Origin of the sequence: Pseudomonas sp. Pseusp88 (genome assembly GCF_047303955.1) — a bacterium.
Lineage (GTDB): Bacteria > Pseudomonadota > Gammaproteobacteria > Pseudomonadales > Pseudomonadaceae > Aquipseudomonas.
Genome location: NZ_JBGLYM010000019.1, coordinates 1 through 25453 on the forward strand (window position 1 = coordinate 1; position 25453 = coordinate 25453).

The 25453-nt window shown below is 61.2% G+C and carries 16 protein-coding genes and 1 pseudogene; 6 read left to right on the forward strand and 11 right to left on the reverse strand.

Features of this window, described 5'->3' with window-relative positions; all coding sequences use genetic code 11:
• Nucleotides 1-268 precede the first annotated feature (268 nt).
• On the reverse strand, nt 269-1543 hold the full coding sequence (gene waaA, locus ACCD02_RS21200) for a lipid IV(A) 3-deoxy-D-manno-octulosonic acid transferase (RefSeq protein WP_413306092.1): 1275 nt from the start codon (nt 1541-1543) through the stop codon (nt 269-271).
• A gap of 14 nt (nt 1544-1557) precedes the next feature.
• Nucleotides 1558-2436 carry a LysR family transcriptional regulator gene (locus ACCD02_RS21205; RefSeq protein ID WP_413306095.1) on the reverse strand — a complete coding sequence of 293 codons (879 nt, stop codon included), beginning with the start codon at nt 2434-2436 and terminating at the stop codon, nt 1558-1560.
• A gap of 93 nt (nt 2437-2529) precedes the next feature.
• On the opposite strand from ACCD02_RS21205, the gene ACCD02_RS21210 reads away from it, so the two are divergent.
• From ACCD02_RS21210 to ACCD02_RS21225, 4 genes are read left to right on the forward strand one after another with little or no spacing between them, the layout of a single operon-like run.
• Nucleotides 2530-2862, forward strand: a complete 333-nt coding sequence (locus ACCD02_RS21210; RefSeq protein WP_413306098.1) for a DMT family transporter — start codon at nt 2530-2532, stop codon at nt 2860-2862.
• 49 nt (nt 2863-2911) lie between these two features.
• Entirely contained in the window at nt 2912-4087 is a 1176-nt protein-coding gene (locus tag ACCD02_RS21215) for an NAD(P)/FAD-dependent oxidoreductase (RefSeq protein ID WP_413306101.1), read from the forward strand.
• Nucleotides 4084-4899 (forward strand): aldo/keto reductase, encoded by an 816-nt coding sequence (locus ACCD02_RS21220; protein ID WP_413306103.1) that lies wholly within the window; start codon nt 4084-4086, stop codon nt 4897-4899. Before ACCD02_RS21215 ends, ACCD02_RS21220 begins: the two co-directional genes overlap by 4 nt.
• Before the next feature lie 36 nt (nt 4900-4935).
• A complete protein-coding gene (locus ACCD02_RS21225; protein WP_413306106.1) occupies nt 4936-5895 on the forward strand; it encodes a metal ABC transporter ATPase in 960 nt (319 codons plus the stop codon).
• A 120-nt stretch (nt 5896-6015) separates the two neighbouring features.
• Here ACCD02_RS21225 and hldE read toward each other — a convergent pair whose 3' ends face one another.
• The 3 genes and pseudogenes from hldE to ACCD02_RS21240 all read right to left on the reverse strand — a co-directional run.
• A complete protein-coding gene (gene hldE / locus ACCD02_RS21230) occupies nt 6016-7437 on the reverse strand; it encodes a bifunctional D-glycero-beta-D-manno-heptose-7-phosphate kinase/D-glycero-beta-D-manno-heptose 1-phosphate adenylyltransferase HldE (protein ID WP_413306109.1) in 1422 nt (473 codons plus the stop codon).
• 211 nt (nt 7438-7648) lie between these two features.
• Nucleotides 7649-9457 (reverse strand): lipid A export permease/ATP-binding protein MsbA, encoded by a 1809-nt coding sequence (msbA, locus tag ACCD02_RS21235; protein ID WP_413306328.1) that lies wholly within the window; start codon nt 9455-9457, stop codon nt 7649-7651.
• A gap of 264 nt (nt 9458-9721) precedes the next feature.
• A pseudogene (locus ACCD02_RS21240) lies at nt 9722-10648 on the reverse strand (O-antigen ligase family protein); the annotation flags it as partial.
• A 195-nt stretch (nt 10649-10843) separates the two neighbouring features.
• Here ACCD02_RS21240 and ACCD02_RS21245 point away from each other — a divergent pair.
• Nucleotides 10844-11446, forward strand: coding sequence for a toluene tolerance protein (locus ACCD02_RS21245; protein WP_413306112.1), 603 nt, complete (start codon nt 10844-10846; stop codon nt 11444-11446).
• Between the two features lie 12 nt (nt 11447-11458).
• Here ACCD02_RS21245 and ACCD02_RS21250 read toward each other — a convergent pair whose 3' ends face one another.
• From ACCD02_RS21250 to ACCD02_RS21275, 6 genes are all read right to left on the reverse strand, one after another.
• Nucleotides 11459-12559, reverse strand: coding sequence for a glycosyltransferase (locus ACCD02_RS21250; protein ID WP_413306115.1), 1101 nt, complete (start codon nt 12557-12559; stop codon nt 11459-11461).
• A 258-nt stretch (nt 12560-12817) separates the two neighbouring features.
• Nucleotides 12818-13774 carry a glycosyltransferase gene (locus ACCD02_RS21255; RefSeq protein WP_413306117.1) on the reverse strand — a complete coding sequence of 319 codons (957 nt, stop codon included), beginning with the start codon at nt 13772-13774 and terminating at the stop codon, nt 12818-12820.
• A gap of 32 nt (nt 13775-13806) precedes the next feature.
• The gene (locus ACCD02_RS21260; RefSeq protein ID WP_413306120.1) at nt 13807-15216 is read right to left on the reverse strand and encodes a PIG-L deacetylase family protein; all 1410 of its coding nucleotides are present in this window, start codon (nt 15214-15216) and stop codon (nt 13807-13809) included.
• The gene (locus ACCD02_RS21265) at nt 15213-16109 is read right to left on the reverse strand and encodes an antimicrobial resistance protein Mig-14 (RefSeq protein WP_413306123.1); all 897 of its coding nucleotides are present in this window, start codon (nt 16107-16109) and stop codon (nt 15213-15215) included. The genes ACCD02_RS21260 and ACCD02_RS21265 overlap by 4 nt, the downstream gene beginning before the upstream one ends.
• Nucleotides 16109-17239 (reverse strand): glycosyltransferase, encoded by a 1131-nt coding sequence (locus tag ACCD02_RS21270; RefSeq protein ID WP_413306125.1) that lies wholly within the window; start codon nt 17237-17239, stop codon nt 16109-16111. The genes ACCD02_RS21265 and ACCD02_RS21270 overlap by 1 nt, the downstream gene beginning before the upstream one ends.
• On the reverse strand, nt 17223-18980 hold the full coding sequence (locus tag ACCD02_RS21275) for a carbamoyltransferase (RefSeq protein WP_413306127.1): 1758 nt from the start codon (nt 18978-18980) through the stop codon (nt 17223-17225). The genes ACCD02_RS21270 and ACCD02_RS21275 overlap by 17 nt, the downstream gene beginning before the upstream one ends.
• Nucleotides 18981-19420: 440 nt before the next feature.
• On the opposite strand from ACCD02_RS21275, the gene ACCD02_RS21280 reads away from it, so the two are divergent.
• Nucleotides 19421-25450: a dermonecrotic toxin domain-containing protein gene (locus tag ACCD02_RS21280; RefSeq protein ID WP_413306130.1), complete on the forward strand. Its 6030-nt coding sequence runs from the start codon at nt 19421-19423 to the stop codon at nt 25448-25450.
• The last annotated feature ends 3 nt before the right edge of the window (nt 25451-25453 follow it).

Sequence of the window (25453 nt, forward strand, 5' to 3'; positions counted from 1 at the left end):
TTCGCTCCCACAGTAGCGCGTGCATATCGTCGGATCCGTGGGAGCGGATTCATCAGCGAAGGGGCCAGTACATCCAACTCATTGGCGGCGTCCGGAATAAAGCTTTCGCGAATGAATTCGCTCCCACAGTAGCGCGTGCATATCGTCGGATCCGTGGGAGCGGATTCATCCGCGAAGGGGCCAGTACATCCAACACGTTGGCGGCGTCAGGAATGAAGCTTTCGCGAATGAATTCGCCCGCCGGCCCGGTTTTGCTCCCGGCCATCAACTAAGGCATCAACCGTGCAATCCCTTCAAGCAAACGGCTCAAGGCGCCCTGATTGGCCTTCATCACTGCCAGCCCTGCCTCGGCCATCTGCCGCGCCTGTTGCGGCTGCTCGAACAGGCGCTGCACGGCGGCGCCCAGGCTGACGCCGTCGCAGACTTCAACCAGAGCCTGGGCATTGCGCAGCATCGCGGCAATTTCCAGGAAGTTGAACAGGTGCGGCCCGCTCAATACCGGCTTGGCCAGTGCTGCCGGCTCAAGCAGGTTATGCCCGCCGTTGGGCACCAGGCTGCCGCCGACAAAGGCGCTGTCGGCCAGGGCGTAGAGAAACAGCAGCTCGCCCATGGTATCGCCCAACAGCACCGAGGTCGCCATATCCACCACTTGTCCGCTGGACCGACGCACGGTGCTGAAACCCTGCTGCTGGCAGAGGGCGAATACGCTATCGAAGCGTTCAGGATGACGTGGCACCAGAATCAGCAGCGCATCGGCATGGCTGGCAAGCAGCTGGCGATGGGCGGCAAGTACGCTTTCGTCTTCGCCGATATGGGTACTGGCGGCAATCCACACAGGGCGCTGGCTGGCCCGCCATTGTTCACGCAGCTGGCTGGCGCGTTCGAGCAATTGCGGGTCGATGGTCAGGTCGAACTTGATCGAGCCGGTCACCGTCACGCACTCAGGCCGCGCGCCCAAGGCCCGGAAGCGCTCGGCCTCGGCCTCGGTCTGTACGGCGAACAGGCTCATTTCGGTGAGCATCGGCCGGGTCAACCCGGCAAAACGCGCGTAGCCACGGGCCGAGCGCTCGGATAGCCGGGCATTGGCCAGCACCACAGGAATGCCACGTTTTGCGCACTGATGGATATGGTTGGGCCAAAGCTCCGTCTCCATGATCACGCCCAGGCACGGCTGCACATGCTCAAGGAAACGCCGCGCCGCCCACGGCAGGTCATAAGGCAGGTAGCAATGCTGAACACGCGGCTCGTTGGCGAACAGCGCCTGGATGCGCTCGGAACCGGTGGGAGTCATGCAGGTGACGGTGATCGGCAGCTGTGGATAACGTTGCAGCAGCGCGCGGATCATCGGCGCGGCGGCGATACTTTCGCCTACCGACACCGCATGCACCCAGATGCCGCCGCGCTGCATGACAGGCAGGCCGATTGCAAAGCGCTCGCCAATACGTTTGGCATAAGCCGGTGCCTTGCGCGCGCGCAGCCACAGGCGCAGCGCCACCAGTGGCAAACCGAGATGAAACAGCAGGGTATATAGCGTTCTATTCATGGGCGCGAAGTCTATCAGCCAATGGCCCGCAAATGCCGGGCAAAACATTCGGCCAGCCAACGGGCGGCTGGCCCCAAGGGTTGGTCGCGGCGCCAGACCATCTCCACCACCAGTGACGGCGGTGTCCAGTCGCTGACCAGCTCGACCATCAGGTTCTGATACGCCGGATACTGCACCACATGGCGCGGCAGCCAGGCCCAGCCCAACCCTCGCATCAGCAGTTCGGCCATGAAATAGAAACTGTCGGCGCGCCACATCTGCGGGCTGAGCTGCTCACTGCCGGGGTAACCACTCTGCTGCGGAGCGATCTGCCGGTGGCGGGCCAATTGCTGGCGGCCTATACGCCGCTCGCAAGCCAACGGATGGCCGACGGCGCAGACCGTAACCATCTCGACGCTGCCCAGCACCTGACGCTCCAGGGCTTCGGGCATTTGCTCGTGGTGAAACAGCAGGCCCAGATCGGCGCGCCGCTCCAATAGCTTGCGCGCCACATCGCCCTGAGCCGCGCTGGCCAGTTGCACTTCTACACTGGGATAACGCTCGGCCAGGGCTTCCAGGCTATCGAGCACCGGCAGATAAGGCATGGCTTCGTCATGGGCCAGGCGCAGGCGCGCTTCCTCTCCCCGCAACAGAGCAAGCGCACGACCATCCAGACGCTCGCACTGGCGCAAGACCTCCCGCGCTTCTTCGAGCAACGCGCTGCCCGCCTCGGTCAGACGAGGCTGGCGCCCGCTGCTGCGCTCGAACAGGCTGACGCCCAGGTCCGCCTCCAACAGGGCAATGGCATTGCTGACCGCCGACTGCGCGCGCTTCATGTCCCGCGCGACGGCGGAAAAGGAGCGCTGCTCGGCGACACTGACAAACAGGCGTATGTGCTCAAGATTCCATTGCACGATCACAGCAACCTATATCCAATTCAGATAGGTAATGACTTTACCGCATCCGGGCAATCACTAAAATGCAGGCCATCGCAGAGGAGATTCACCATGAGCGCCTACTACCTGCTGGCCATTGCCATTTGCTGTGAAGTCATCGCCACCGTTTCCATGAAGGCCGTCAAAGGTCTGAGTACACCTGTGCCTCTGCTATTGGTGGTCGCCGGTTATGGCATCGCGTTCTGGATGCTGACCCTGGTGGTGCGCAGCATTCCGGTGGGGGTCGCCTACGCCGTGTGGGCGGGCATGGGCATCGTCATGGTCAGCGTCGCCGCGCTGTTCATCTATGGGCAAAAGCTCGATATTCCGGCCATGCTCGGCATGGGACTGATCGTCGCAGGCGTGGTGGTTATCCAGTTGTTCTCGAAAACCGCCGGGCATTGAAGGACCATTCCCCTATAATGGCGGCATTCCTGTCGCCATTGAGGTGCCCATGCCTTCTGCTATTTCCACTGACGTTCTGATCGTCGGCGCCGGTGCCGCCGGTCTCTGGCTCAACGCTCGCCTGCGACGTCAGGGTTTTTCCACGGTCGTGGTCGAAAGCGCCAGCCTGGGTGGCGGACAAAGCCTGAAGTCGCAGGGGATTATTCATGGCGGCGCCAAATACGCCTTGCATGGCGCTTTGTCCGGCGCTTCAGAGGCCATTGCCGACATGCCGCGGCGCTGGCGTGAGTCACTGGCGGGCAAGGGCGAGCTGGACCTCTCCAGCGTGCGCCTGCTTTCCGAAGCCCATTATCTCTGGTCGCCGGGCACTCTGGCCGGCAACCTCACCAGCTTCTTCGCCAGCAAGGCCGTGCGTGGCCGGGTCGACCAGGTCAAGGGCGACGAGCTGCCGCCCGCGCTGCAAAACCCCAAATTCAAGGGCAAGGTCTACCGCTTGGCCGAACTGGTCATCGACGTACCCAGCCTGCTTGACCGTCTGGCCGAACTGGCCGGGGACAGCCTGCTGGCCGGGCAGACCATCGAACCGCTGCGTGACGGCGAAGAGCTGATCGGCCTGCGCGTCGATGGCCGCGATATCGTCGCCCAGCGCATCGTATTCAGTGCCGGGTCTGGCACGGCCGATCTGCTGACCGCCCTCGGCGTGTCCCAGCCGACCATGCAACGCCGTCCGCTGCACATGGTGATGGTCAAGGCGCCGACCCTCAAACCGCTGTACGCGCACTGCCTGGGTGGCGGGCCGAAGCCACGCATTACCGTGACCACCCATCCGGCGGCCGACGGCCAGTGGGTCTGGTACCTGGGCGGTGATGTCGCCGAGGCCGAGGGCGTGGCCCGCGAGCCAGCGGCACAGATTGCCGCCGCACAAAAGGAACTGTCCGGTTTGTTGCCGTGGATCGACTTGAGCCAGGCGCAGTGGGCGACCTTGCGCGTCGACCGTGCCGAGCCGACGCAGAGCGGCCTGACACGCCCGGATAACGCTTTCCTTAATCAGCAAGGCCGCCTGTTGGTCGGTTGGCCGACCAAACTGGCTCTGGTGCCGGACTTCGCCGACCGGGTGCTGGCCGCCCTCGCCCACGACGAAATCCACCCCACGCCACAGCCGCCGCTGCCGACCTTGCCGCGCCCGCCGCGCGCCATACCGATTTGGGATCAATTGCTGCCATGACTCTGCCAACCCTGCACGGCCTGCATCGCCCCCTGGGCAGCACCGGCCTGAACATTTCTCCCCTGGGCCTGGGTACGGTCAAGCTGGGTCGTGACCAGGGAGTGAAATACCCCAGTGGCTTCACTATTCCTGACGATGACACCGCGCGGCTGCTGCTCGGCCAGGCCCGGGACCTGGGCATCAACCTGCTCGACACTGCCCCCGCCTATGGCACCAGCGAAGAACGCCTGGGCCCGCTGTTGCGCGGTCAGCGCCACGACTGGGTGATCGTCAGCAAGGTCGGTGAAGAGTTCGAGCACGGCCAGTCGAGCCACGACTTCAGCGCCGCCCACACCCGCAGGTCGGTGGAGCGCAGCCTCAAGCGCCTGGAAACCGATTTCCTCGACCTGGTGCTGGTGCATTCGGACGGCAACGACCTGGCGATTCTCAACGACAGCGACGTCTACCCGACCCTGGCCGCGCTCAAGGCCGAGGGCAAGATCCGCGGCTTCGGCTTTTCCGGCAAAACCGTCGAGGGCGGCCTGCTCGCCTTGCGCGACGGCGACTGTGCGATGGTCACTTATAACCTTAACGAGCAGGCTGAAAAGCCAGTGCTCGACTACGCTGGCGAACACAACAAAGGCATCTTGATCAAAAAGGCCCTTGCCAGCGGGCATATTTGCCTGACACCCGGGGTCGATGCGGTCGAGGCAAGTTTCACGCTACTGTTTCAACATCCGGGCGTTGCCGGTGCTATTGTCGGGACCATCAACCCGCTGCATCTGGCCCATAACGCAGCCATTGCTGCCGCTGTCATTCGCCGTCAAGCCTGATTTGGGCGGCCGACCCCAACGCAAGAAGGAGCCGACATGCCGCGAACCCTGATTCGAAAAAACCCCAGCAACTTCAAAACCCTGCCGTTATTCGTCGAAGCGACCCCCGAGGGCCTGAGCTATCAGAGCGTCGGCATGCCGTTGAATTTCACCCAGACACTGCAACGCCGACGCAAGATCGAAGTCGCTGACAGCGAGCGTTTTTCCACAGAATTGGCCAACCTTGGGGTTTCGGTACGCCTGACCCTGAGCTGGCAGAACCGCGATTACTGGGTGCTGGTTCGCCAGCGTCGTCAGGACCGCGGCGATGTGGTGCTCAAGCTGATTTCCGGCTATGTGCCGGCCCAGGAACTGGCCCTGCCACTGCATACGGCCATTCAGGAAGTTGCCGAGGAGTGCCTGATCGAGACGCCCCAGGGTTGGCTCAGCGGCCGCTTCAACGACACCTGGCTGCCCGCGCCCTACGCCGCCGCCCTGCATTATCGCGAAGCCATGCCCTTTCGCCTGACGCCGCTGTCCGGCGCGGCGCGGCCGGTACGTTGCGGCAACATGACCCTGATTGAACGACCACGGGCCTATGTCCATCTGCCCACGGCGTCTTTGCAACTGATCTACGACCTGCGCCTTGAAGTGCCGAGGGAAGCCCGCCCTCTGAGCCTGTTTCATGTCGATGAAATGCTGGAAGACGATCAATTGGTCGCCCGCCTCAACCGCAGCAAGCCCGACCTGTATTTGATGCCCCTGGAAAACGGCGTGCCGCTGCCGGAGCTGTACACCCTCAAACGCGACAAACTGACCCCGGCCAGCACCCGCGGGCTCTATCTGGCGGAAAGCTTCGCGGCTCAGGAAGGTTGGGTAGTGCGCGACGAACGAATTCGCTGGAAGGACTGGCTACGCCAACAGGGCCTGACGCCGCCGAAGAAAAGCGGGATCAAGAGCCTGACCGGCAAGGCCCGGCAACTGCTGCAGATGGCGCGTAGCAGCCTCAGTAAATAACGTGGGCTCGTTGGAGCGAGGCTTGCCCGCGAAGGCGATATTCAGGCACAAAATATGTGTCGAATGTGCCGCCCTTTCGCGGGCAAGCCTCGCTCCAACGAATCTGATTCGAATTCGGAATTACTGCCCGCGAATCTTCTCGACAATAGCCGTGGTCGAGCTGTTCTCAACAAGCCCCAGCACCTTCACTTCGCCACCGTAGGCCTGGACGATACTGGCGCCGACCACTTGGTCGATACCGTAGTCGCCGCCCTTGACCAGCACGTCGGGCTTGACGTGGGTCAGCAGGTTTTCCGGCGTGCCTTCAGGGAAGCTGATTACCCAGTCCACCGCGCCCAGACCAGCCAACACCGCCATGCGTCGATCAACACTGTTGATCGGACGACCGGGGCCTTTCAGGCGACTGACCGAAGCGTCGTCATTGACCGCGACAATCAGCCGGTCACCTTGGGCGCGGGCCTGTTCCAGATAGGTCACGTGCCCGGCATGAAGAATGTCGAAGCAGCCGTTGGTGAAAACGATCTTCTCTTTGTGCGCCCGGGCATCGCCCACGGCCTGAATCAACTGGTCAAGGCTCAGTACGCCGCGTTCGGAACCTTCCTCACGCTGAATCGCCCGACGCAGCTCCGGCGCGCTGATAGCTGCCGTACCCAGCTTGCCGACCACGATACCGGCCGCCAGGTTGGCCAAGGCCACGGCGTGGGGCAGGTCTTCACCGGCTGCGATGGCAGCCGCCAGGGTGGAGATCACCGTGTCACCGGCACCGGTCACGTCGAAGACTTCACGGGCGCGGGCAGGCAAGTGCAAGGCGGGCTGATCCGGGCGCAGCAGGGTCATCCCATGCTCGCCACGGGTGACCAGCAGGCCGCCCAGTTGCAGATCGGCCATCAGCTCGGCGCCTCGCGCGACCAGTTCGGCCTCGTCCACGCAATGGCCAACAATGGCTTCGAACTCGCTGAGGTTCGGCGTAATCAGGCTGGCACCGCGATAGATCGAAAAATCCTTACCCTTGGGATCAGCCAGCACCGGAATGCCGCGCTCACGGGCCGCCGTGATCAGCGCCTGATGGTTCTTCAGCGCGCCCTTGCCGTAATCGGACAGCACCAGCACCTTGATACCGTCGAGCAGGTCATCGACCTCGGCGCTCAGAGCCTGGGCATCGGTGGCGAAGGGCTCTTCGAAGTCGATGCGCAGCAACTGCTGATGGCGGCTCATGACGCGCAGTTTGACGATGGTCGGCTGATGGGCGATGCGCTGGAAACGCGCGCGCACTCCGGCGGCCTCAAGACTGTTGGCCAGGCTGTCGGCGGCCTCGTCTTCACCGGTTACTCCGACCAGAGAAGCAGGAGCGCCCAGGGCAGCAATGTTCAGCGCGACGTTGGCGGCACCACCGGGGCGGTCTTCGATCTGTTCGACCTTGACCACCGGCACCGGCGCCTCAGGGGAAATCCTTGAGGTGCCGCCATGCCAATAACGGTCGAGCATGACATCGCCCACCACCAAGACTGGTGCCTGATCGAAACGCGGCATGGACAACTTCATCGAACAACCCGTAACCAAGAATGAATAGGGGCGGAATCTTAGCACAGGGTTTGTAGCTGTCGTGGTTGCGAGACCGGTTGCAACAAAGACTGTGGGACCGGCTTTAAACGGGAAGAGGCCGATACAACCGATATATATCTATCGAATGCACTTCGCTTTCCCGGCTAAAGCCGGTCCCACATTGATCCCGCAAAGGTCCAGGGTCAGCGGCTCAGACCGCGCCTACCGGCACAGGCTCATCCAGCCCCATGGCATGCAGGCGCGAGTAGTAGCCGTTCTGCGCCAGTAGCTCGCGGTGGGTGCCGCGTTCGACGATCCGGCCCTGATCCATGACCAGAATCAGATCAGCGCGCTCGATGGTGGTCAGGCGGTGGGCGATGACGATGGTGGTGCGACCTTTCATCACATGATCCAGCGCCGCCTGAATGTAACGCTCGGACTCGGTATCGAGGGCCGACGTCGCTTCGTCAAGTATCAGCAATGGCGCGTTCTTGAGCAGTGCACGGGCAATCGCCAGACGCTGGCGCTGGCCGCCGGAAAGCAGCACGCCGTTCTCGCCGACCTGGGTATCGAAACCCTCAGGCAACTGGTCGACGAACTCCTTGGCATAGGCATCGGCAGCCGCTGCCTCGATATCGGCCCGCGGCGCACCGGCCAGATCGCCATAGGCAATGTTATTGGCAACGGTGTCGTTGAACAGCGTCACGCTTTGAGTGACCTGAGCGATATGTCGACGCAGGTTACGTAGACGATATTCGTTGATGTCGACGCCATCGAGCAGGATATGCCCGACTTCATGCTGATAGAAACGCGGCAGCAGGTTAGCCAGGGTCGACTTGCCGCTACCGGAGCGCCCGACCAGCGCCACCATCTGCCCAGGCGCAGCAGAGAAGCTGATGTCATTGAGCACCTGCCGCTCGGTCCCCGGATAAGTGAAGCTGAGGTTTTGCACTTCGAGTTGGCCGGTGACACTGTCGCGCTCCACCGAACCGGTATCGACTTCCGGCACTTCATCCAGCTGTTCGAAGATGCTTTCGGCACCAGCAACACCCTTCTGAATAGTCGAACTGACTTCTGACAGCTGGCGGATCGGCTTGGGCAGCAGGCTCGCCGCCGTGATATAGGCCACCAGATCGCCGGGGGTCGCTTCGCCACGCAGCAGCAACACGAGGAACATCAACGCCGCCATGGCGGTGTAGATCACCAGTTGCAGCATCGGTGTATAGATCGAGCCGGTCTTGTTCATGCTCAGTTGCTTGCGGGTATTGCTCCTGCTGGCCCCGGCGAAGCGATCCTGCTCGTAGCTCTCGCCGCCGAAGCTGCGCACCACGCGATAGCCCTGGATGGTTTCCGAGGCAACGTGAGTGACATCGCCCATGGCTACCTGGATTTTTTTGCTCTGCTTGCGAAATTTCTTGCTGGTACGGCTGACCATCACGGCGATCAACGGCAGGATCGCCAGCATCACCAGGGTCAGTTTCCAGTTCATCCACAGCAGGTAGATGAACAGGAACACCACCGTCAGGCCTTCGCGGATGACCACCTTGATGGCATCGGTCGCAGCACCGGTGACCATGGTCACGTTGAAGGTGATACGGGAAATCAGATGGCCGGAGTTATGGGTATCAAAATAGCGGTTGGGCAGGACCAGCAGCTTGTTGAACAGTTCTACACGCAGGTCGTGCACCAGACCCAGTGAGACCTTGGCCAGGAAGTAGTTACTCAGGAACGAGCCCAGGCCCTGCCACGCGGCAATCAGCACGATCAGCAGCGGCACCGCCTGCAACAGTTGCAGATCGCGCAGGTACGGGACATTGGGGAACAGCACGGCTTCCGGGTTGCCCAGGCCGTCGACGAAATACTTGAGAATCCCGGCAAGCATCGGCTGGGTTGAGGCGAAAATGATGAACCCGATGATACTCAGCAGGAAGATGCCGATGTAGGGTTTTACGTAGTTGAGCAGTCGAAAATATATTTTCAGGCTGGAGCTTTGCCCGGCAATGGGTGCCTTGTCGCTCATCGTAAAGCTCGCTGAAGTTGAAGAACGCGGGATTTTATCACAGCCGCCAATTTGCGCTTTGGCCCAGACCAGCACGCTGACCAGACCGATCGGCAACCAGCTGATAAACCATTCGGCCCGTGGCGAACCGGTCAGGCTGGCTGCGTCGAACTGCATGGCCAGGGTCGAGAACAGCCAGATGCCCATCAGGCCGCGGCCGAGCACCGTATGCCGGGCACGCCAGGCCTGGACCAGCACTGCCAGCCAGACACACGCCCACAGCAGCATGCCGGGAATACCCAGCTGAATGGCAGTATGGGTGAACAAATTATGGGAATGATCGAACTTCAGACCGTCGGCCACCACCACATCGTAGGGCGCGCCCAGACCGATGCCGGTCCAGGGATGCAGCGCCACCATTTTCATCACCGCGGCGAGGATTTCCGGGCGATAGGACGAACCCCGCGCCAGCATCAGCGGCTCCAGCAGCCAGAAGCCCATCGCGGCCACGCCGATAGCGAGCCCCGACAGCAGGTAGCTACGGCGATCCCGGCACCAGATCGGCATGGCGACCACGGTCAGAAACAAGGCGAGGATCGCGCCGCGACTCTGGGACAACACGACGAACGCGCCAGTCAGGACCAACGTCAGCGCCCAGACCGGCAACATTGCACGATTCTTTGGCGGCCAGAGCAGCGTCCAGACGGCGGCGATGCCGACGACATAGGCGCCAAGGATCGGATGGCTCAGCTCACCGATGCCCTCCGCCCGGGCGAGCCAAGGATGACCGTCGATGCCATAGAACCGCACGATAGAGGCCAGCGCCGCCAGCGCCATGCCTATGCCACCCCATTGCATCAGTCGGACCACGCGGTCGGGGTTGGCATTGGCCAGGATCGGGAAGAACAGGACGAACACGGCGATATACAGGATGCGCTTGAATTCCCGGTCCGGCTCTTCGGCATGGCCCCAGGTCAGACTGAGGCTCGACCAGACCGCCAGCAGCAGCATCGACACGCAGAGAAAACGCTGGGCACGCCAAAACTCGCCAATGCGCTCGCGGGCGGACCAGCCCAACGCCAGGGCAGGTACCCAAAGAAAGGCGACCAGACCCTGTTGATAGATCTTGTTGGTCGGCGCGAAGGCAATGGCCAGCAAAAACCATAGCAACCCGGTCGATAACCAGGCCTGTGCCCAACGGTTCGTGTACATCCTGACTCCTCTGAAAACGATATTCGGAACGCGCAACCATTTAATCGAGGACCACGCAGGGACCGGCTTCAGCCGGGAATACGCCTTCCCGACTGAAGGCGGCCCCACTCAAGCCGGTCCCACAGTGGTGCAACCCGTCACTTTTGGGCATCATTGCCGGCCAAACCGCTCGCGTTCCTTACAAGGCTTCTACTGATGCAATGCTTTCGGCTCTCTAAAGCCGCTTTAAATCAAATGATTGTCGGTGCCAAAGTTCTGGAGGCCGACAGCTTTGGCGCGAAAGTGTACATGTTGCAGGATGGCAAAATCCTTAAACTGTTCCGTCGCAAGCGTTGGTTCTCTTCCGCCCTGCTTCGTCCGTACTCCCGGCGCTTCATTGATAATGCCGTAAAACTGGAAAAACTCGGCGTGCCGACCCTCAAGGTCACCAACTTCTATACCCTCGACCAGCCGGGCATGACCGCCGTGCTGTACCGCCCGCTGCCCGGCCAAACCTTGCGCCAGATCACCCAGCACGAAGGTTTCAGCTGGCAGCAGTCGATGCCTGCGCTGATCGATTTGATCCGCAGCCTGCATCAATCGGGGATTTATTTCCGCTCGTTGCACCTGGGTAACATCGTCGTCACCCCGGAGAACACCCTGGGCCTGATCGACGTCGCCGATATGCGTTTTTTCCGGGGGCCACTGTCGAGCAGCCTGAAGAAACGCAACCTGCAGCATTTCGCCCGCTATATTGCCCGCGAACAGCTGACCGAAGCCTTTCCGTTGCAGACACTGGAGGAAGGCGTGCTCAGCTGACAGCACGCCCTTTTAATGCACGGAAAGCAAAATGCGTGAATCCTCACAGAAGCGCTGCCAGGCCTGATCCGGCGCCAGGGTCTGGTTCTGGGAGCTGGCAACGCTGGCGCCATCCTGCCCGGCCACCTCCTCCAGGGCCTGGACCCAGGCCTCGACATTGCCCACCGGCACGTAATGACCAGTATCCCCCAGTTGCTCGCGGAATACCGGCAGGTCGCTGACCAGTACTGGCACCCCGGCGATAACCGCTTCCTGCAGCACCAACCCCAGGCCCTCTTCCCGCGAGGGAATCACCACCCAGTCGAAGCCCAGATAGAGCTTGGCCAGGCCCGGCTTGTGCCCCGGCAGGAAGACTTTCCCACCCAGCCCCAGGTGCTTGATCTTGCGCTCAAGCATGCTGCGGTCAGGGCCTTCGCCGATGATCACCAGGCTGATGTCAGGGTGCTTTGCCAGGGAGCGGGCGAAAGCGTCGAGCAGATAGTCGAAGCCCTTGTCAGCCACCAGGCGCCCCACTGCCCCCAGCACCCGCCCGCCGCTTTGCGGCAGGTCGAATACCCGGCGCGCCTGCTTGCGCTCCAGCAGCCGCGCGCGGAATGTCTCGGGCTGCAAGGCACTGCGCAGCCCCTGGACCGGCAGACGCAGGTTTTCCTGCAGCTTGCCGGCAAGGGTCTGGGATACGGCGGCCAGGGTCATGCGTTCGGCGGGAAAGGTACGGAACAGTTCCAGATGTTCTTCGCGCAAGCGGGTAGCGCCGTGGAAGACCACCACGGCACGGATATCCGGCATTTGCCTGAGGATGGGCAACATCACACGGGCCACGCCGAGGCCGTCGAGCAGCACCACCCTGGCACCACTCTGGATCAGCGCCTTGCGCAGGCGTGACTGCATCCAGGGCTTGAGCAGGCGCCAGACATGCCGCTCCTTGAGCAGACGCGAGGAAAAGCGCCACTCGTGCACGTCCGTGACCGGCTCGGTGCAGCCATTGACCTCACCCTGGAGAAACCAGGTCTTGATCTCGATGGCCGGATCCAGTTGCGAGACGATTTGCTGATGGACCTTGTGCACCGATGAAAACGGCGAACCACTGGACCACATGATATTAATGATGGTCATCGGGTATCGAACCCCGATGTCGTAATCACCGCGTCCACGCAGGCGCAATCAATCGTTGGTAAAGCCAATGCACACTCCAGACAGCCGCGTAAGCCCGGTCTTCAATGGTTCCGGGGCTGAGCGACCCATGTCGCCCGCCACACCGGAACACACCTGTGAAGCCCGAAACAGTAGGTAAATCGCTTCGCCGTTTCCGGCGCCGCCCTGAATAGTCAAATCTTTCAGCCCCTGAGCGCTCGTACATTCACGAGAGCAGCTTCAGATTCCCAGTACTGCTCGCAAACGCTCTATCCAACTTATTGCAGCCGCCTTCCGTAGCGCCGGCTCAAGCTCTTTGACAATGCGCTGACCGATGGTTGCAAAACTGAACTGCGACATTGCCAGATTACGGCCATTGACAGCAATACGGGCCGCCAATTCCGGGTCGACGCGTAAGGTCGCCAATTTCGACTGGAGTTGTGGGATATTTCTATAGAACACCACGTTCTCCATATCCTGAAGACCGAGGGCGCGGTTTTCCGCATCCCCTTGATCGTAGGCCAACAACACGCAGCCACAGGCCATGGCTTCAAAATTCTTGATCATGTACTCGCCCATGCCGACATCGGCACTGACGAAAAAGCGAATGCGGTTCAGGGTCTGGCAGTACTCCTCACCGGACTTGGTGCGGGTGACCACCAGCGGTTCGACCTGCCCCAGTTCATCAAGCAAAGCCTTGCGGCCACTGTAGGCCACGCTGTTGGTACTGCCGACGAACGCCAGTTCGATATCCCGCTCAAGGCTCTGGTCCTGCAACAACGTCTGGTCGTAACCCTTGGGCACGAACACCGCGTCGAAGCCCTCTTCACGCAACCGCTCGCTGACCACAAAGCCGGAACTCAGGACTCGCGCCCACGGCAACTTGCGGTAATGGGCGCTGAACTTGCCGGTGTACTTGCAGGGAATGTAGTTCTGGTAGGCGTCGTGTTCGAGGATGACCAGATTGGGAATCGTACGAATAAAGCCGACCTGACGAATTTCCTGCTTGAAACGCAGGAAAAACACGATGCGATCGTACTTCGTGACATCCACTTCACGGCGGAAATAGCCGCGCAGATTGCGTTGTTCGGCCGACGTCAGCCAGCGCGTGTCGCATTCGCAATGGGCGGCGATACCTTCGTACAGGCGATCCAGAATGGCCCGCTGCTCTTTCTGGACCAGCAATAGAACTTTCATTGTTTTCCTCGCGGCCTCCACAGACCGCTGATTCAAATATCTCTGCGCCAGAACAACTCGTGCCGGCGTACCGCCTTTCTGAAGAATTCGTTCTCGCCTTCTGCCGGCCAGCGTCGCCCCGCCAACAGGCGCTGCAGGCCACGCCGCAGCTTGCGCTTGAGCGGCATCGGCGGTTGCAGGTCATGCATCATGCCCAGGGCCATGGCCTTGTCTCGCTGTTGCTCGGCAGAGAGAGTCAGGCTGTAGGGAACCAGCGGCAACGCGGGGTCGAACACGGGCGGCAAGGCGATGCCGCTGTAGGCATCGCCCATTGGCCAGCGATCATTGTCATGCAGGTGATTGGCGTAGCCGAGTACCGTCTGCGGCTGCCACTCAAGCCCTTCCAACGCCTGCATCACTGCGGCCTGGGCGCAAATATGGTCCGGATGGGGATCGATAGTCGCGTGTGGCATGACCAATACCTGCGGGCGTGCCTGCAAAAGCAGTGCCCGCAAATCGGCCAGCAGGTTGTTCCAGGTTGGCGCGCCGTCGATATCGCCCGGTAAAGTCATGGGATTGAACTGGCGGAACAGGCGGGTATCGCTCAAGTCCGCCTCTCGCGAGGCGATGGCCTGATCCGGTGCAGCCTGCATGGCCGGCAGTTGCAGGCAGAAATAGCCCAACTGCACGCACTGCGCCTCGGGTACACCGCCCCAACGTGGCACGGCAATGCTGTCCCAGGCGCGCAGACGGCCCTTCAGACGCGCCGCTTCCGGGCGCGTCACGCCCATCTGTTGATAATGCTCAGCCTCGATCTCGCCGGCAGTCAGGGTCACGATCCAGGTATCGACGGCCTGACTATAGAGACCGAACGCGGCCAGCTCGGCGTCGTCGGCATGGGGAGCAATGACCATCACCCGCTGCTGCCGCGCATCGGCATGGCGGAACACCCACAACCGCAGCGGCCCCTGCACCCGGCAGTAACGCCCGCGCAAGTGCAGGCTGCCACTGTTGAGGGCCTCGGCCATGCCGGTAAGATTGAGGTAGCGCAGCCCGTCGACCCCACGCTCGAACGTCTGGCGATCCTCGAAACCGCTGCCGTTCAGTTCAATCACCGGATCGAAAAAGCGCCCCAGCCACGAGCTTTTCACCGTCAGCCCCAGTACCAGGGTTTCATCCCCCTGCAAAGCCATGGGTGCAACGACCTGCAACCGGCCGCCCTCAAGGGTGACACCTGCCACTTCGTTGTCCGCAGGGAGGTTGTACTGATAATCGTCACCGGGTGAATAGAACAGGTGATCGGCAAACCACGCCTCATGGGCAACCCAGCCCAGCACGGCCAGCAACGGAATCAGCCACCAGGCCAACAACACGCCCGAGATGATCAGCAGCAATAGGGCAACCACCAAGGCCAAGCGCTTGTTACGGCGATGGCGCTTGAGCAACTGCTGCTTGCGGCTCATAGCTGGAACACCGGCACGGGGTTGCACCAACGGTCTTTATATTCACGGTCGGCCCGACCGAAAGAGAAACGCAGTGGCTTGTCCAGGGCGCGAGCGTGCTCCCAGGCGCTTTGCGTATTGAGGAAGCTCAAGACACTCCCGGGGCTGAATTCACGGGTCTCTGGATCGACGCCACCGTTGATGTACTCGACGCTGATCCACTTCGGCGCTTCGACGCGATAGACCAGTTGCACGGCAATCGGCGCGTCATTGAGAAACAGCACCGAGCCGATCAACAGCTCGCGCAGCAGCTCGACCACCTCAGCCATGCGCTCGGCACCCGTCGCCGGAAAACCCCAACGCCGCTGGAACAGGTCGCAATAGATAGCCGCAAGCTCGGCACCGCTGAAGTCGCTGACCGGCCGCACCACGCCGCCCGCTTCCTCCAGCAGCCGCAGTTCACGGCGCTGGTTATAGCGAAACTTCTTCGACAAGTCTTCCGGCGCCCGGGCCATCGCCAGGGATTCGCTCTGGGGCTTGAGGGTGCTGACACGCCCCTGATTGAGTTCAGACAGATAACGTGCGGCATGACGCACAGGCACCTGAGCATTTTCGGCCACGGGCAGGATCAACTCGGCGTTACCCAGATCGAAAAGGCCTTTCTTGCCGTGGCGCTTGAGTACGTCCTTGGACAGCGCCAGTGAGCGGCCCCAGGTCGCAATCGCCGCCTGCAACTCGCCATTGTGCTGCCAGGCCAGATAGCGCACGGGAATCCCGGCAAGGTCGGCCAGACGTTCCACCACCAGCGGATGGGTCGCCACGCTGCCGCCAAAGCGCTGCCAGGCTTGCGCATAGGTCGCTGCGTCGACCAGGTCCCAGCCACGCTCACGCAAGCCTTGAAGTCGATTGAACATCAAGACCCCACGAGCAGACGGCTGACTTGCGGCAAATGCCAGAACACATCACGCACCGCCTGATCGCTAAAACGCTCGCGCAGGCGCAGGTCCATGAGTTCGGCGCAGGCCCGCCGTTGAGCGTCATCCAGGCGCGACAGATGCACCAGGCCCTGGGCCAGACGTTCGTCATCACCTAACGGGAACAGCACGCCAACACCTTCGACCACTTCCCTGGCGCCGCCACAGGACGTAGCAATAACCGGCACACCGGCGGCCATGGCTTCGAGCAGGACCATGCCGAATGGCTCATGGTCAGAACTCAAGGCAAACACATCAAATGCCTTGAACAGGCGGCGAGCGTCCGGGATCTGGCCGGGAAACAGCACCTGAGCGCCGATACCCAACTCCAGTGCCAGTTGCTTGAGGCGTTCTTCGAGACGGCCCTTGCCGAGGATCACCAGCTGACTGTTGGCGGGCAAATCCGGCAATGCCCTGGCAAAACCACGCAGCAGCGTGGCCTGATCCTTGTCCGGGTGCAGCCGCCCGACATTGCCGACCACCCAGGCCGACGGCCCCAGACCCATTTCTTCCCGGGCCTGGGGAGCGGATAACTGACTGGCTTGCAGCGGCTCGATATCGATGCGGTTGTACAGGGTCTCGATGCGCTCCTGCGGCCATTTCGGCAGGCTTTTACGCATATCGTCGCGCACCGCATCGGACACGCCGAGCAGGCTCAGGCGCTGGCGAAACAGATGGGCAAACAGCTTGCGCGAACGGCGCTGATAATCGCCAAAGGCATGATGTACGCCAATCACCGGAAGCCGGGTGGCCAGCAGGGCGATATAAACCGGTTTGAAGCGGTGGGCGATGCAGAAACTGAAATTGCGTGAAGCGACGATCCGCCGCAGATCGCGGATCGCCCCCAGCTTCAGGCCGCGAATGGCCTGGGAGCTGTATTCCATGAACAGCACTTCATCCGAGGCGCAGGACGCCGCCACCCCGGAGTCGGCCGCCCCGGTCAGGAAGACCGTGGTAACCCGGTAACCCTTGCCCGCGAACAGGCTGGCGTATTGCCGGGCACAGTCGAGAAACGGCCCGTCATAGCCGTGGCAGAACTGCAGGACACGGCGTTCAGCCGACCGTGTCATAGAGTTCCACGCCGTCTTTGACCACCAGAATGTCTTCCATGATCAGGTACTCCAGATCCGAGCCGAAGAACATGTTCAGTGCATCGGTCGGCGAGCAGATCATCGGTTCACCACGGCGGTTCAGCGAGGTGTTCAACGACACACCGTTGCCGGTGAGGTTTTCCAGGGCCTTCATCATGTCGTAGTAGCGCGGGTTGTACTCGCGCTTGAGCACCTGGGCCCGTGAGGTCCCGTCCTCATGGACGACTTCCGGCACGCGGGTCTTCCACTCCTCAGCCACTTCGAAGGTGAAGGTCATGAAGGGGGCCGGATGGTCGATCTTGATCATCTGCGGCGCCACGGTGTCGAGCATCGACGGGCAGAAAGGCCTCCAGCGCTCGCGGAACTTGATCTGATGGTTGATGCGATCAGCCACGCCAGCGACGCTCGGGCAACCGATGATCGAGCGACCGCCCAGGGCACGCGGACCGAACTCCATGCGACCCTGGAACCAGGCCACCGGATTGCCCTCGACCATGATTTTGGCGATACGCTCGGGGGTGTTCGCGATCTGGCGCCATACCGGCTTGCTCGGGTGACGGGCGCAGGCGGCGATCACGTCCTCATTGCTGTAGGCCGGGCCAAGGTAGACGTGTTCCATCTTCTCAACCGGCACGCCACGGGCGTGGGACACATAAGCCGCCGCACCCACCGCAGTACCGGCGTCGCCGGAAGCAGGCTGCACGAACAACTCCTTGACCTCGGGGCGGGCAATGATGCGCTGGTTGAGCTTGACGTTCAGCGCACAGCCGCCGGCGAAGGCGATCTTGCCGGTTTCCTTGAGGATATCCCCCAGGTAATGGTCCATCATCTGCAGCGCCAGTTTCTCGAACAGCGCCTGCATGCTGGCGGCGTAGTGGATGTAGGGCTCGTCAGCGATATCACCTTCGCGTTTCGGTCCCAGCCACTCGATCAGTTTTGGCGAGAAGTAGAAGCCCTTGCCCTTCTCCTTGTAACGACGCAGGCCGATGACGTTGGCCAGTTCGGTATTGATCACCAGTTCGCCGTTCTCGAAGGTCGCCAGACGCGAGAAATCGTATTTGCTGGCATCGCCGTACGGCGCCATGCCCATGACCTTGAACTCGCCGTCGAGCATTTCGAAGCCGAGGAATTCGGTGATCGCGCCATACAGGCCGCCCAGGGAGTCCGGGTCGAAGAACTCCTTGATCTTGTGAATGCGACCGTTCTCGCCATAACCGAAGAAGGTGGTGGCGTACTCACCCTTGCCGTCGATGCCCATGATCGCGGTTTTCTCTTTGAAACCGGAGCAGTGGTAGGCGCTGGAAGCATGGGCCAGGTGGTGCTCGACCGGCTCGATCTTGATCTTTTTCGGGTCGAAGCCCAATTGCTCGAGGCACCAGACAATCTTGTTGCGATAGCGCTTGTAGCGACGATTGCCCATCAGCAATGCATCTAGGGCGCGATCCGGTGCGTACCAGTAGCGCTTGGCATAGTGCCAGCGGGCTTTACCGAACAGGCTGATCGGCGCAAAGGGAATAGCCACGACATCGACATCGGAAGGCTTGATACCCGCCTGTTCCAGACAGAACTTCGCCGATTCGTAGGGCATGCGGTTCTTCGCGTGCTTGTCGCGTACAAACCGCTCTTCTTCTGCGGCCGCAATCAGCTTGCCGTCGATGTACAGGGCTGCGGAAGGATCATGGCTAAGGGCGCCGGACAGGCCAAGGATCGTCAATGCCACTGGGTCTAGCCTCTTGAGTCTGCTTGCAGGCGGCAGGCGCCTGGGAAATATGCGCTCCCGCACAGGGGGGCGGTGAGCAGCTAAAGCGCGGGATTATAGCCTAATGACAAGGGATGTGGTCGGGGGCGCGCAAATCCCGCTAGCCCAGCCTTTATATCCCTGATAGCGCAGTATCGAACAGCAAACCCATGCCCCGCGGGTGCCGCTGCTCCCGTCGGACCGATGTTTGCCGCGCGACAGCGTCGCGTCGAAGATGCGGGGGGATCTCCTACACGCTTCGGTATTTTTACCACGCGACAAAACGGCAAATGGACGCCGCCAAATCCCCTTTCGTTTAACTATCTATTCCCAACGCCTGCCCGACTCCTGATTCATTGCCCCTCATGAATCCAGGGGCCGTGGCGCCCCTGCCGCCATACCTTTTTGACAAGCAGGATCCCATGTCAACCTATACCCCCATCTCCACTGGCAGCGGCACTGCCCTGGCTGTCGCCTCTGCCGCACTGGCACGTCTTGACCAGTTGAGCATCAACTTCGACGAACAACTCAAGTCATTGCCTCAGGTCGGCACGGAGCTACTGGATGCGGTCGCACACAGCGACAGGGTCGCTCTCGAACCCTGTCTCGACGCTTTGCTGCAACAACTGGATGATTTCTGGAAGGCACGCCAGGACGCCATGGCAATCAGCCTGGAACAGGCCCTGCGCGACGAAATGACGCTCAAGGTCCACGAAGGTGATCTCGACCCCCGCTACATCGCCTGCCTGCCCGCGACCTCCGAACCGCAGCCCGAGGGCCCGGTGTCGGTGTTCGCCCTGTATGTGCAACTCAACGAAGACCGCGACGCCGAGATCAGCGGGGCGCTGGTCATGTGCCATGGCCTGGGACCTGCCCTGCTATGGCTGCCCGGCATCGGTCAGTTGGGTTTCACCAGTCGTAGCGCCATGAGCGAGGCCATCGCCTCCTGGCTCAATGACAGCAACCTGCGCGGCACCCTGCTGAGGAATGCCGAACACCGTCATCAAGACCTGTTCAGCATCATTAACGACGATCCAGAGCTGTTCCTGCCTGCCTTCCAGGCCACCGACGTGCAGTTGCAGGCGGTCACCGGCAACCCGTTCTACTACAGCCTGGGTCGTCAGCGGCATAAACAGAGTGAGGACCTCCGCTACGCCTGCGTAACAGGCAAGCACGAGACCCGGATCAACCAGGCCATTGCCATGCCCGGCCTGTTCGGTCCCATCGCCGTGCTGGAGTTGCGCGAACTGGCCTACATCGAAGCCAGCCAGCGCAAGCAACTACCGCACTGGTTCCGCCATGCCAATAGCGTCGACCAGCAGACCTGCCAAAAGCGTCTGCAAGACTACGATCAGGCCCGCAACATGTTACTCAGCGCCATGGACGGCGCGGACTCGCCACAGCAATTCGCCGATATCCGTCTGCGCACAAGCCTGGCCACTGACCTGGGGTACGACCTGAACCCCCAGGACATCATGATCAGCACCCAACGCGCCCTGCCCTTGACCGGCGAAAGCTATACCGTCAGTCATTCGTTGCTGCAACTGGCGCTATACGGCCTGCACCCACAGGATCGCAGCGACGGTTCGGCATTCCTGACCCAGACCCGCATCAGCCTGGACGACGCCGCCGTCGCCACGGATTACCCGCTGCTGACCCCGGCCTACATCGCTCGCCTGATCGACGAACTGAATCTGCGCGTCACCTTCGGCGAGTTCCAGCGTCGCATTTACGGCCTGAAGCACAAGCAGCAGCTGATTCGTGAGCTGCTGCGCAAGCAACTGGGCGCTCGGGCCTTCACCGCCTGGATGCAAGGCCATATCCCGCAAGAGGATCTGGACATGGTCGAGCGCATTTGCGGTCAGAAAGAAGATCCAGCCGTGAAGCTGCACCTGATCAGGCTCAACGGCGAGGACATCCCGAGCAAGCTGTTGGTATTGAGCAGGAACGATGCCGAGGGTCGTCCCGAGCGCCTGCTGCTGTTTGCCGCCGACGCGCCGAGGGCGCAGCTGTTCAAGGGGTTTGCCAACGAAACACAACTGCTGCATGAGCTGGTGAGCTGGAGCACTTCGCAGCAGATGAGTGATTACCTGACCCAGCAAATAGAGGCAACCAGACAGACGCGACTGCAAACGCAGCTCGCGCAATTGCGGGTGAAACCCTACCCGCCGGAAAACTTCATGCAACTGCTGACGACGGGAGACTACAGCCAAGGCTTGAGCAAGCTGGTCCTGGAGCAACTGCGCGTCGCCATGGCCGAACAGGCCCGACACACGCCTGAATGGCTCATCCAGGCCAGCGCCGAGCAGCGTCAGGAACTGTTCGCCCTTGAACAGGCTGCCAAGGGCGCCGAAGAGAACTACAACGGCAAATCCCATACTCAGGTGCAAGCGTTCGAAACCTATGTGCATCAACGCGCCAGCCAGAAGATAAACCAACTGCTGAACCTCGCCGACGGTCAGGTTGACCCGGACCAGATCATCATCACCTCCGAGCGCGAAACCCTCAGCTACACCGGGATGCTGCGCAACGGCTATGACGACAGCCTCGGCCTGCTAAGCGCCAGCGCCGATACCGTGGCCACTTTCAGCGGCCCGGACGGCGTGGATCTGAGCCCGCTGACGCCAGAAAAAGTGGCAAGGTCGGTTCATGGCAAATGGCTTGCTGACGACTACATCGCGCAGATCCGCACCACATTGCTGAATGCCCAATCCACCGGCTATGACTATCGCCGCCAGACCAGCCTGCTGATCAACCAGTTGCACATGCAGGCAGCCGCTCTGCGCAGCCTGCTCAAGGGCCATATCAGCGCACCACAATATCAGTGGCTGCGGGCATCGCTGGACAAACTGCACCTCAACGACCGGCAAACCCGCAAAGACTTCCCGCTGTTTCCCCTGCAATTGCACATCGACAAACCCTTTATAGGCTCGGGGCTCGAAGGTGTCGACCAACTGGTAATTCCCGCACCGGTGCTGATTCACATCGAGACCGTGCAAGGCTGTTTCATCGTCTTGCCGACGCAGGTCCGTCAGGCCGCCCTGCTGTACACGCCCCAGGCGCCGGATGGTGTCGAGTTCCGCCTGTTTGCCGACTTCATTACGTCGTTGCAAAAGGCTGGCATGGTCGACTACTACAAGGATCGTTGCCGACTGGCAGCACGCAAGACCCTGTCGTTCTTCCTCAACGACATGAAGAAGGGCGGCCCCAACAAGCCTCCGTTCATCCCTCGGGAGTGGTGCGACGACCTTGAGGAGATCTGCTACAACCGCCCCCTGGAGCGCAAAATCCGCGACGTGGAGGACACCACCACCGGCCGTCACGACATGCTGGCCGGGCTGATCTGGACCAGCATCGAGCTGATTGCCAGTGCCGTGACCCTGCCCTTCCCCCCCGCCAGCTTCGCAGTAGGCGCCATGCTGGCGTTCCACGATAGCGTGCGCGCAGTGATCGCTCTGACCAACAGCAACAGCGAGGCGGCCAGTGCGTACGTTTTGACTTCGCTGCTCAACACCTTCGGCGCCGCCGGCGACTTGCACGCAGGCTTCAAAGGCTTCGGCGGTCTGCTGCACAAATTCAAGCCCAACCACAATCGTGTCAAAACACTGCAACCAATCAAGCGAGCGGCGCATGTCGGCAGGCAGATAGACCTGTACCCGGTGATCCTGGCAGAAGAACGCTTCTGGCTGGGCAAACCCGTCGCCGAAGGTTACGCACCGTTGTTCCGAACGCTGTTCGATGGCTCACAGGAGCTGCGCGCCACAGGCCAGTTTGCCCGTCGCGACGCCAGTGGTGTCTGGCGCCCGCTGGGCCAGGACGCCTCCCCGTCCGCACCGACGCCGCTCAAGGCCTCTCTGAATGACGCCCGGCCTGCCCAAGCCCCTCACGCCAAAGGCGTGCGCATCGTCGACAACAAGCCCTGCATCGAGCTGAACGGGCAAATCTATGAGGTGCAATACGACGCCGGACGGCAGACCTGGAACATCATCGACCCGACCAACCCGTACGCCTTTTTCGGCAAGAAGCCGGTGCATCTGGACGCGTCAGGCAAGTGGCAACTCAGCGCGTCCTTGCGCCTGCGTGGCGGCATGGACAGGTACGGCCAGCTGCCGCTTGAGCGGATCCCGTTGCAGGAAACCGCCATCCCTCGCCTGGACGACTACCAGCTCCCGGAAAACATGCACATCCACGCCCACAACATCGTCGGCAACAAGACCCACGTCGATCCGATCATCAGTGACTACTTCGCCGTTATCTTCGCCGATACCCGCAGGCAGTACGCCGTCATGCGCGAAAAACTCTACAGCGATGCCAAGGCCTGGTTTGCCACCCCTGCAATACCCCCACGACCGGCCCTGCCGGACCTGGGAACGACGGCCGACTTTGAAGGGCTCATTCAGGCGTGCTTCAAGCAAAGCAATGGCCTGGTGATCAGCGAAGCACCCAAGTCGATCGCCAGCAAACGCCTGCTGATGGAGAACATGGCGGCACTGGCACAACAGGACGTGAAAGTGCTGTATATCGAGCACCTGTTCACCGATCAGCACATGAAGAAGCTGGCCAAATACCGCAAGCTCGCCAGCAGCAGCCGTGCTGGCTCCCATGAGATCAAGGAGCATTTCGCCTGGCTGAACGATGGCGCGCTGGACAACACCTCCCGCGATTTCGACTACTACCATCTGGTCAAGTCAGCGCATCGGCATGACATCGAAGTGCGCCCGTTCAGCTCCAACGTCAGCTATCCCCACACCCATCATCCGCTGCCGAGCGCCGCAGGCGACGATACAGCTGCACAAAAAATGAGCAATTACTTCGGCCACCAGCTGATCTCCGCAGATATCCAGGAGCATCCGCAACGCCGCTGGGTCGCCTTGCTCGATCAGAAACTGGCCAATACCTATAACGGCGTGCCTGGCATCAGCGAACTGGAAGGCGCCATCAGTGTGCGTGTGCACGGTGAAACCGGCTCGGGCAGCCTGCTTATTCGCCCTGATATCGAAGGGGCGCAAGTGGGCAATGCGACCATCAGGAGCGATTTCAGCGTGGAGATGACCGCTGCGGCTGGCAAGGCAAGCCCCTTGGCAACCTTTGAGATGCCTGCCCCCGGCAACAAACTCGATGACGCTCTGCAGCAGTACCTGACGAAAGATGGCGCCCTCGACATCGGCAATCCTTATGCCGGTGAACATGGCTTCATCTGGACGCAGGGCAATGGCTGGCAGCGTGTCGACCCGCAGCACTGGTCAACCGACCGTACGCCGACGGCGATCCAGCTGTCGCTGATGGATGGTGACTACGAAATACCGGCTATCCATGGCGATGACCTGCACGACCTGGCGATTTTCCAGAAGCGCGGCCTGGATCAGAACTACCGGCATTCAGAAAATCAACAAGAGGTGGTTCAGGATTTGTTCTTCGCCAGACGTACGGCGCTACAGAAAGACGCACAACAAATCGTCATTCGCGAACTGCCGCCGCGCCCGCCCCTGCCCGAGGTGCAGCCTGACATCGCCCCGGCAGATTTCCTCGCCGGGCTGTACCAACACACGGATGGCGTGGTCATAGGTGAATACCATAGCTCTATCGCCAGCAAAAAACTGCTGATCGACAATTTGCCCGTGCTGTCCCGACAAAACGTCAAGACCTTGTATATGGAGCACTTGCTGGGCGATCTGCATCAGGCTGATCTGGATCGTTTCGCCGATAGCGGCCAGATGAGCAAGCGGCTGCTGCATGACCTCAAACGCCTCGACCATGGCCACCAAACCGATCAGGCCGGGGTCTATACCTTCGAGAAACTGGTGATCAAGGCTCGGGAAAACGGCATGGAAATATGCACCATCGATTGCGCGGCCAGCTACTACCTCAAGGGCCTGCGCGATCCGGCACCCACCTCGCGGCAACAGATACTCAGCTACTTCGCTGACCGCAAGATCACCAGACATCAGCAGGTCATGGGCCCGCACAAATGGATTGCCCTGGTTGGCAACAGCCATACCAACACCTACAAAAAGCTCGTGCCGGGCATTGCCGAATTGCAGGGCGGTATCGGTGTGCGCGTGATCGACGTAAAGCCCGGGGCTGGCAATACGGTGATGGCAGATACAGGTGAACTGCTCAGGGATCGGCTTAGTCCGGAGCAGCACTTCGTCAAGGCTGATTTCCGGATCACTCTGGAAACCGTACAAGCGACAAATGCAAAGGTAAGCCCGATCGAGGAACGACTGACCCGCCCCGGCATGTTCCTGATCGAACCAGGCACAGACGGGCGGCCCAGCGTTGTGCATCGTTCTCGAGACCTGGCGATTTACCGCACGCCAATACAGACCGATGCCCAGGGCCGGGTTTATCTTGAAAGAAGCCGGTGGGAGACCATCAGCGGCCGGACATTCGCCGACCTTGAGGCTCTGATCACGGGCCTCAAGCGAGCGGGATTAAACCTCGCTCGTTGAGGC

What these genes read in the sequence shown, in the direction of transcription:
- waaA (WP_413306092.1), bottom strand. Translation starts at nt 1,543, where the DNA reads ATGAATAGAACGCTATATACCCTGCTGTTTCATCTCGGTTTGCCACTG.
- ACCD02_RS21210 (WP_413306098.1), top strand. Translation starts at nt 2,530, where the DNA reads ATGAGCGCCTACTACCTGCTGGCCATTGCCATTTGCTGTGAAGTCATC.
- ACCD02_RS21215 (WP_413306101.1), top strand. Translation starts at nt 2,912, where the DNA reads ATGCCTTCTGCTATTTCCACTGACGTTCTGATCGTCGGCGCCGGTGCC.
- ACCD02_RS21220 (WP_413306103.1), top strand. Translation starts at nt 4,084, where the DNA reads ATGACTCTGCCAACCCTGCACGGCCTGCATCGCCCCCTGGGCAGCACC.
- ACCD02_RS21225 (WP_413306106.1), top strand. Translation starts at nt 4,936, where the DNA reads ATGCCGCGAACCCTGATTCGAAAAAACCCCAGCAACTTCAAAACCCTG.
- hldE (WP_413306109.1), bottom strand. Translation starts at nt 7,437, where the DNA reads ATGAAGTTGTCCATGCCGCGTTTCGATCAGGCACCAGTCTTGGTGGTG.
- msbA (WP_413306328.1), bottom strand. Translation starts at nt 9,457, where the DNA reads ATGAGCGACAAGGCACCCATTGCCGGGCAAAGCTCCAGCCTGAAAATA.
- ACCD02_RS21245 (WP_413306112.1), top strand. Translation starts at nt 10,844, where the DNA reads ATGCAATGCTTTCGGCTCTCTAAAGCCGCTTTAAATCAAATGATTGTC.
- ACCD02_RS21250 (WP_413306115.1), bottom strand. Translation starts at nt 12,559, where the DNA reads ATGACCATCATTAATATCATGTGGTCCAGTGGTTCGCCGTTTTCATCG.
- ACCD02_RS21255 (WP_413306117.1), bottom strand. Translation starts at nt 13,774, where the DNA reads ATGAAAGTTCTATTGCTGGTCCAGAAAGAGCAGCGGGCCATTCTGGAT.
- ACCD02_RS21260 (WP_413306120.1), bottom strand. Translation starts at nt 15,216, where the DNA reads ATGAGCCGCAAGCAGCAGTTGCTCAAGCGCCATCGCCGTAACAAGCGC.
- ACCD02_RS21265 (WP_413306123.1), bottom strand. Translation starts at nt 16,109, where the DNA reads ATGTTCAATCGACTTCAAGGCTTGCGTGAGCGTGGCTGGGACCTGGTC.
- ACCD02_RS21270 (WP_413306125.1), bottom strand. Translation starts at nt 17,239, where the DNA reads ATGACACGGTCGGCTGAACGCCGTGTCCTGCAGTTCTGCCACGGCTAT.
- ACCD02_RS21280 (WP_413306130.1), top strand. Translation starts at nt 19,421, where the DNA reads ATGTCAACCTATACCCCCATCTCCACTGGCAGCGGCACTGCCCTGGCT.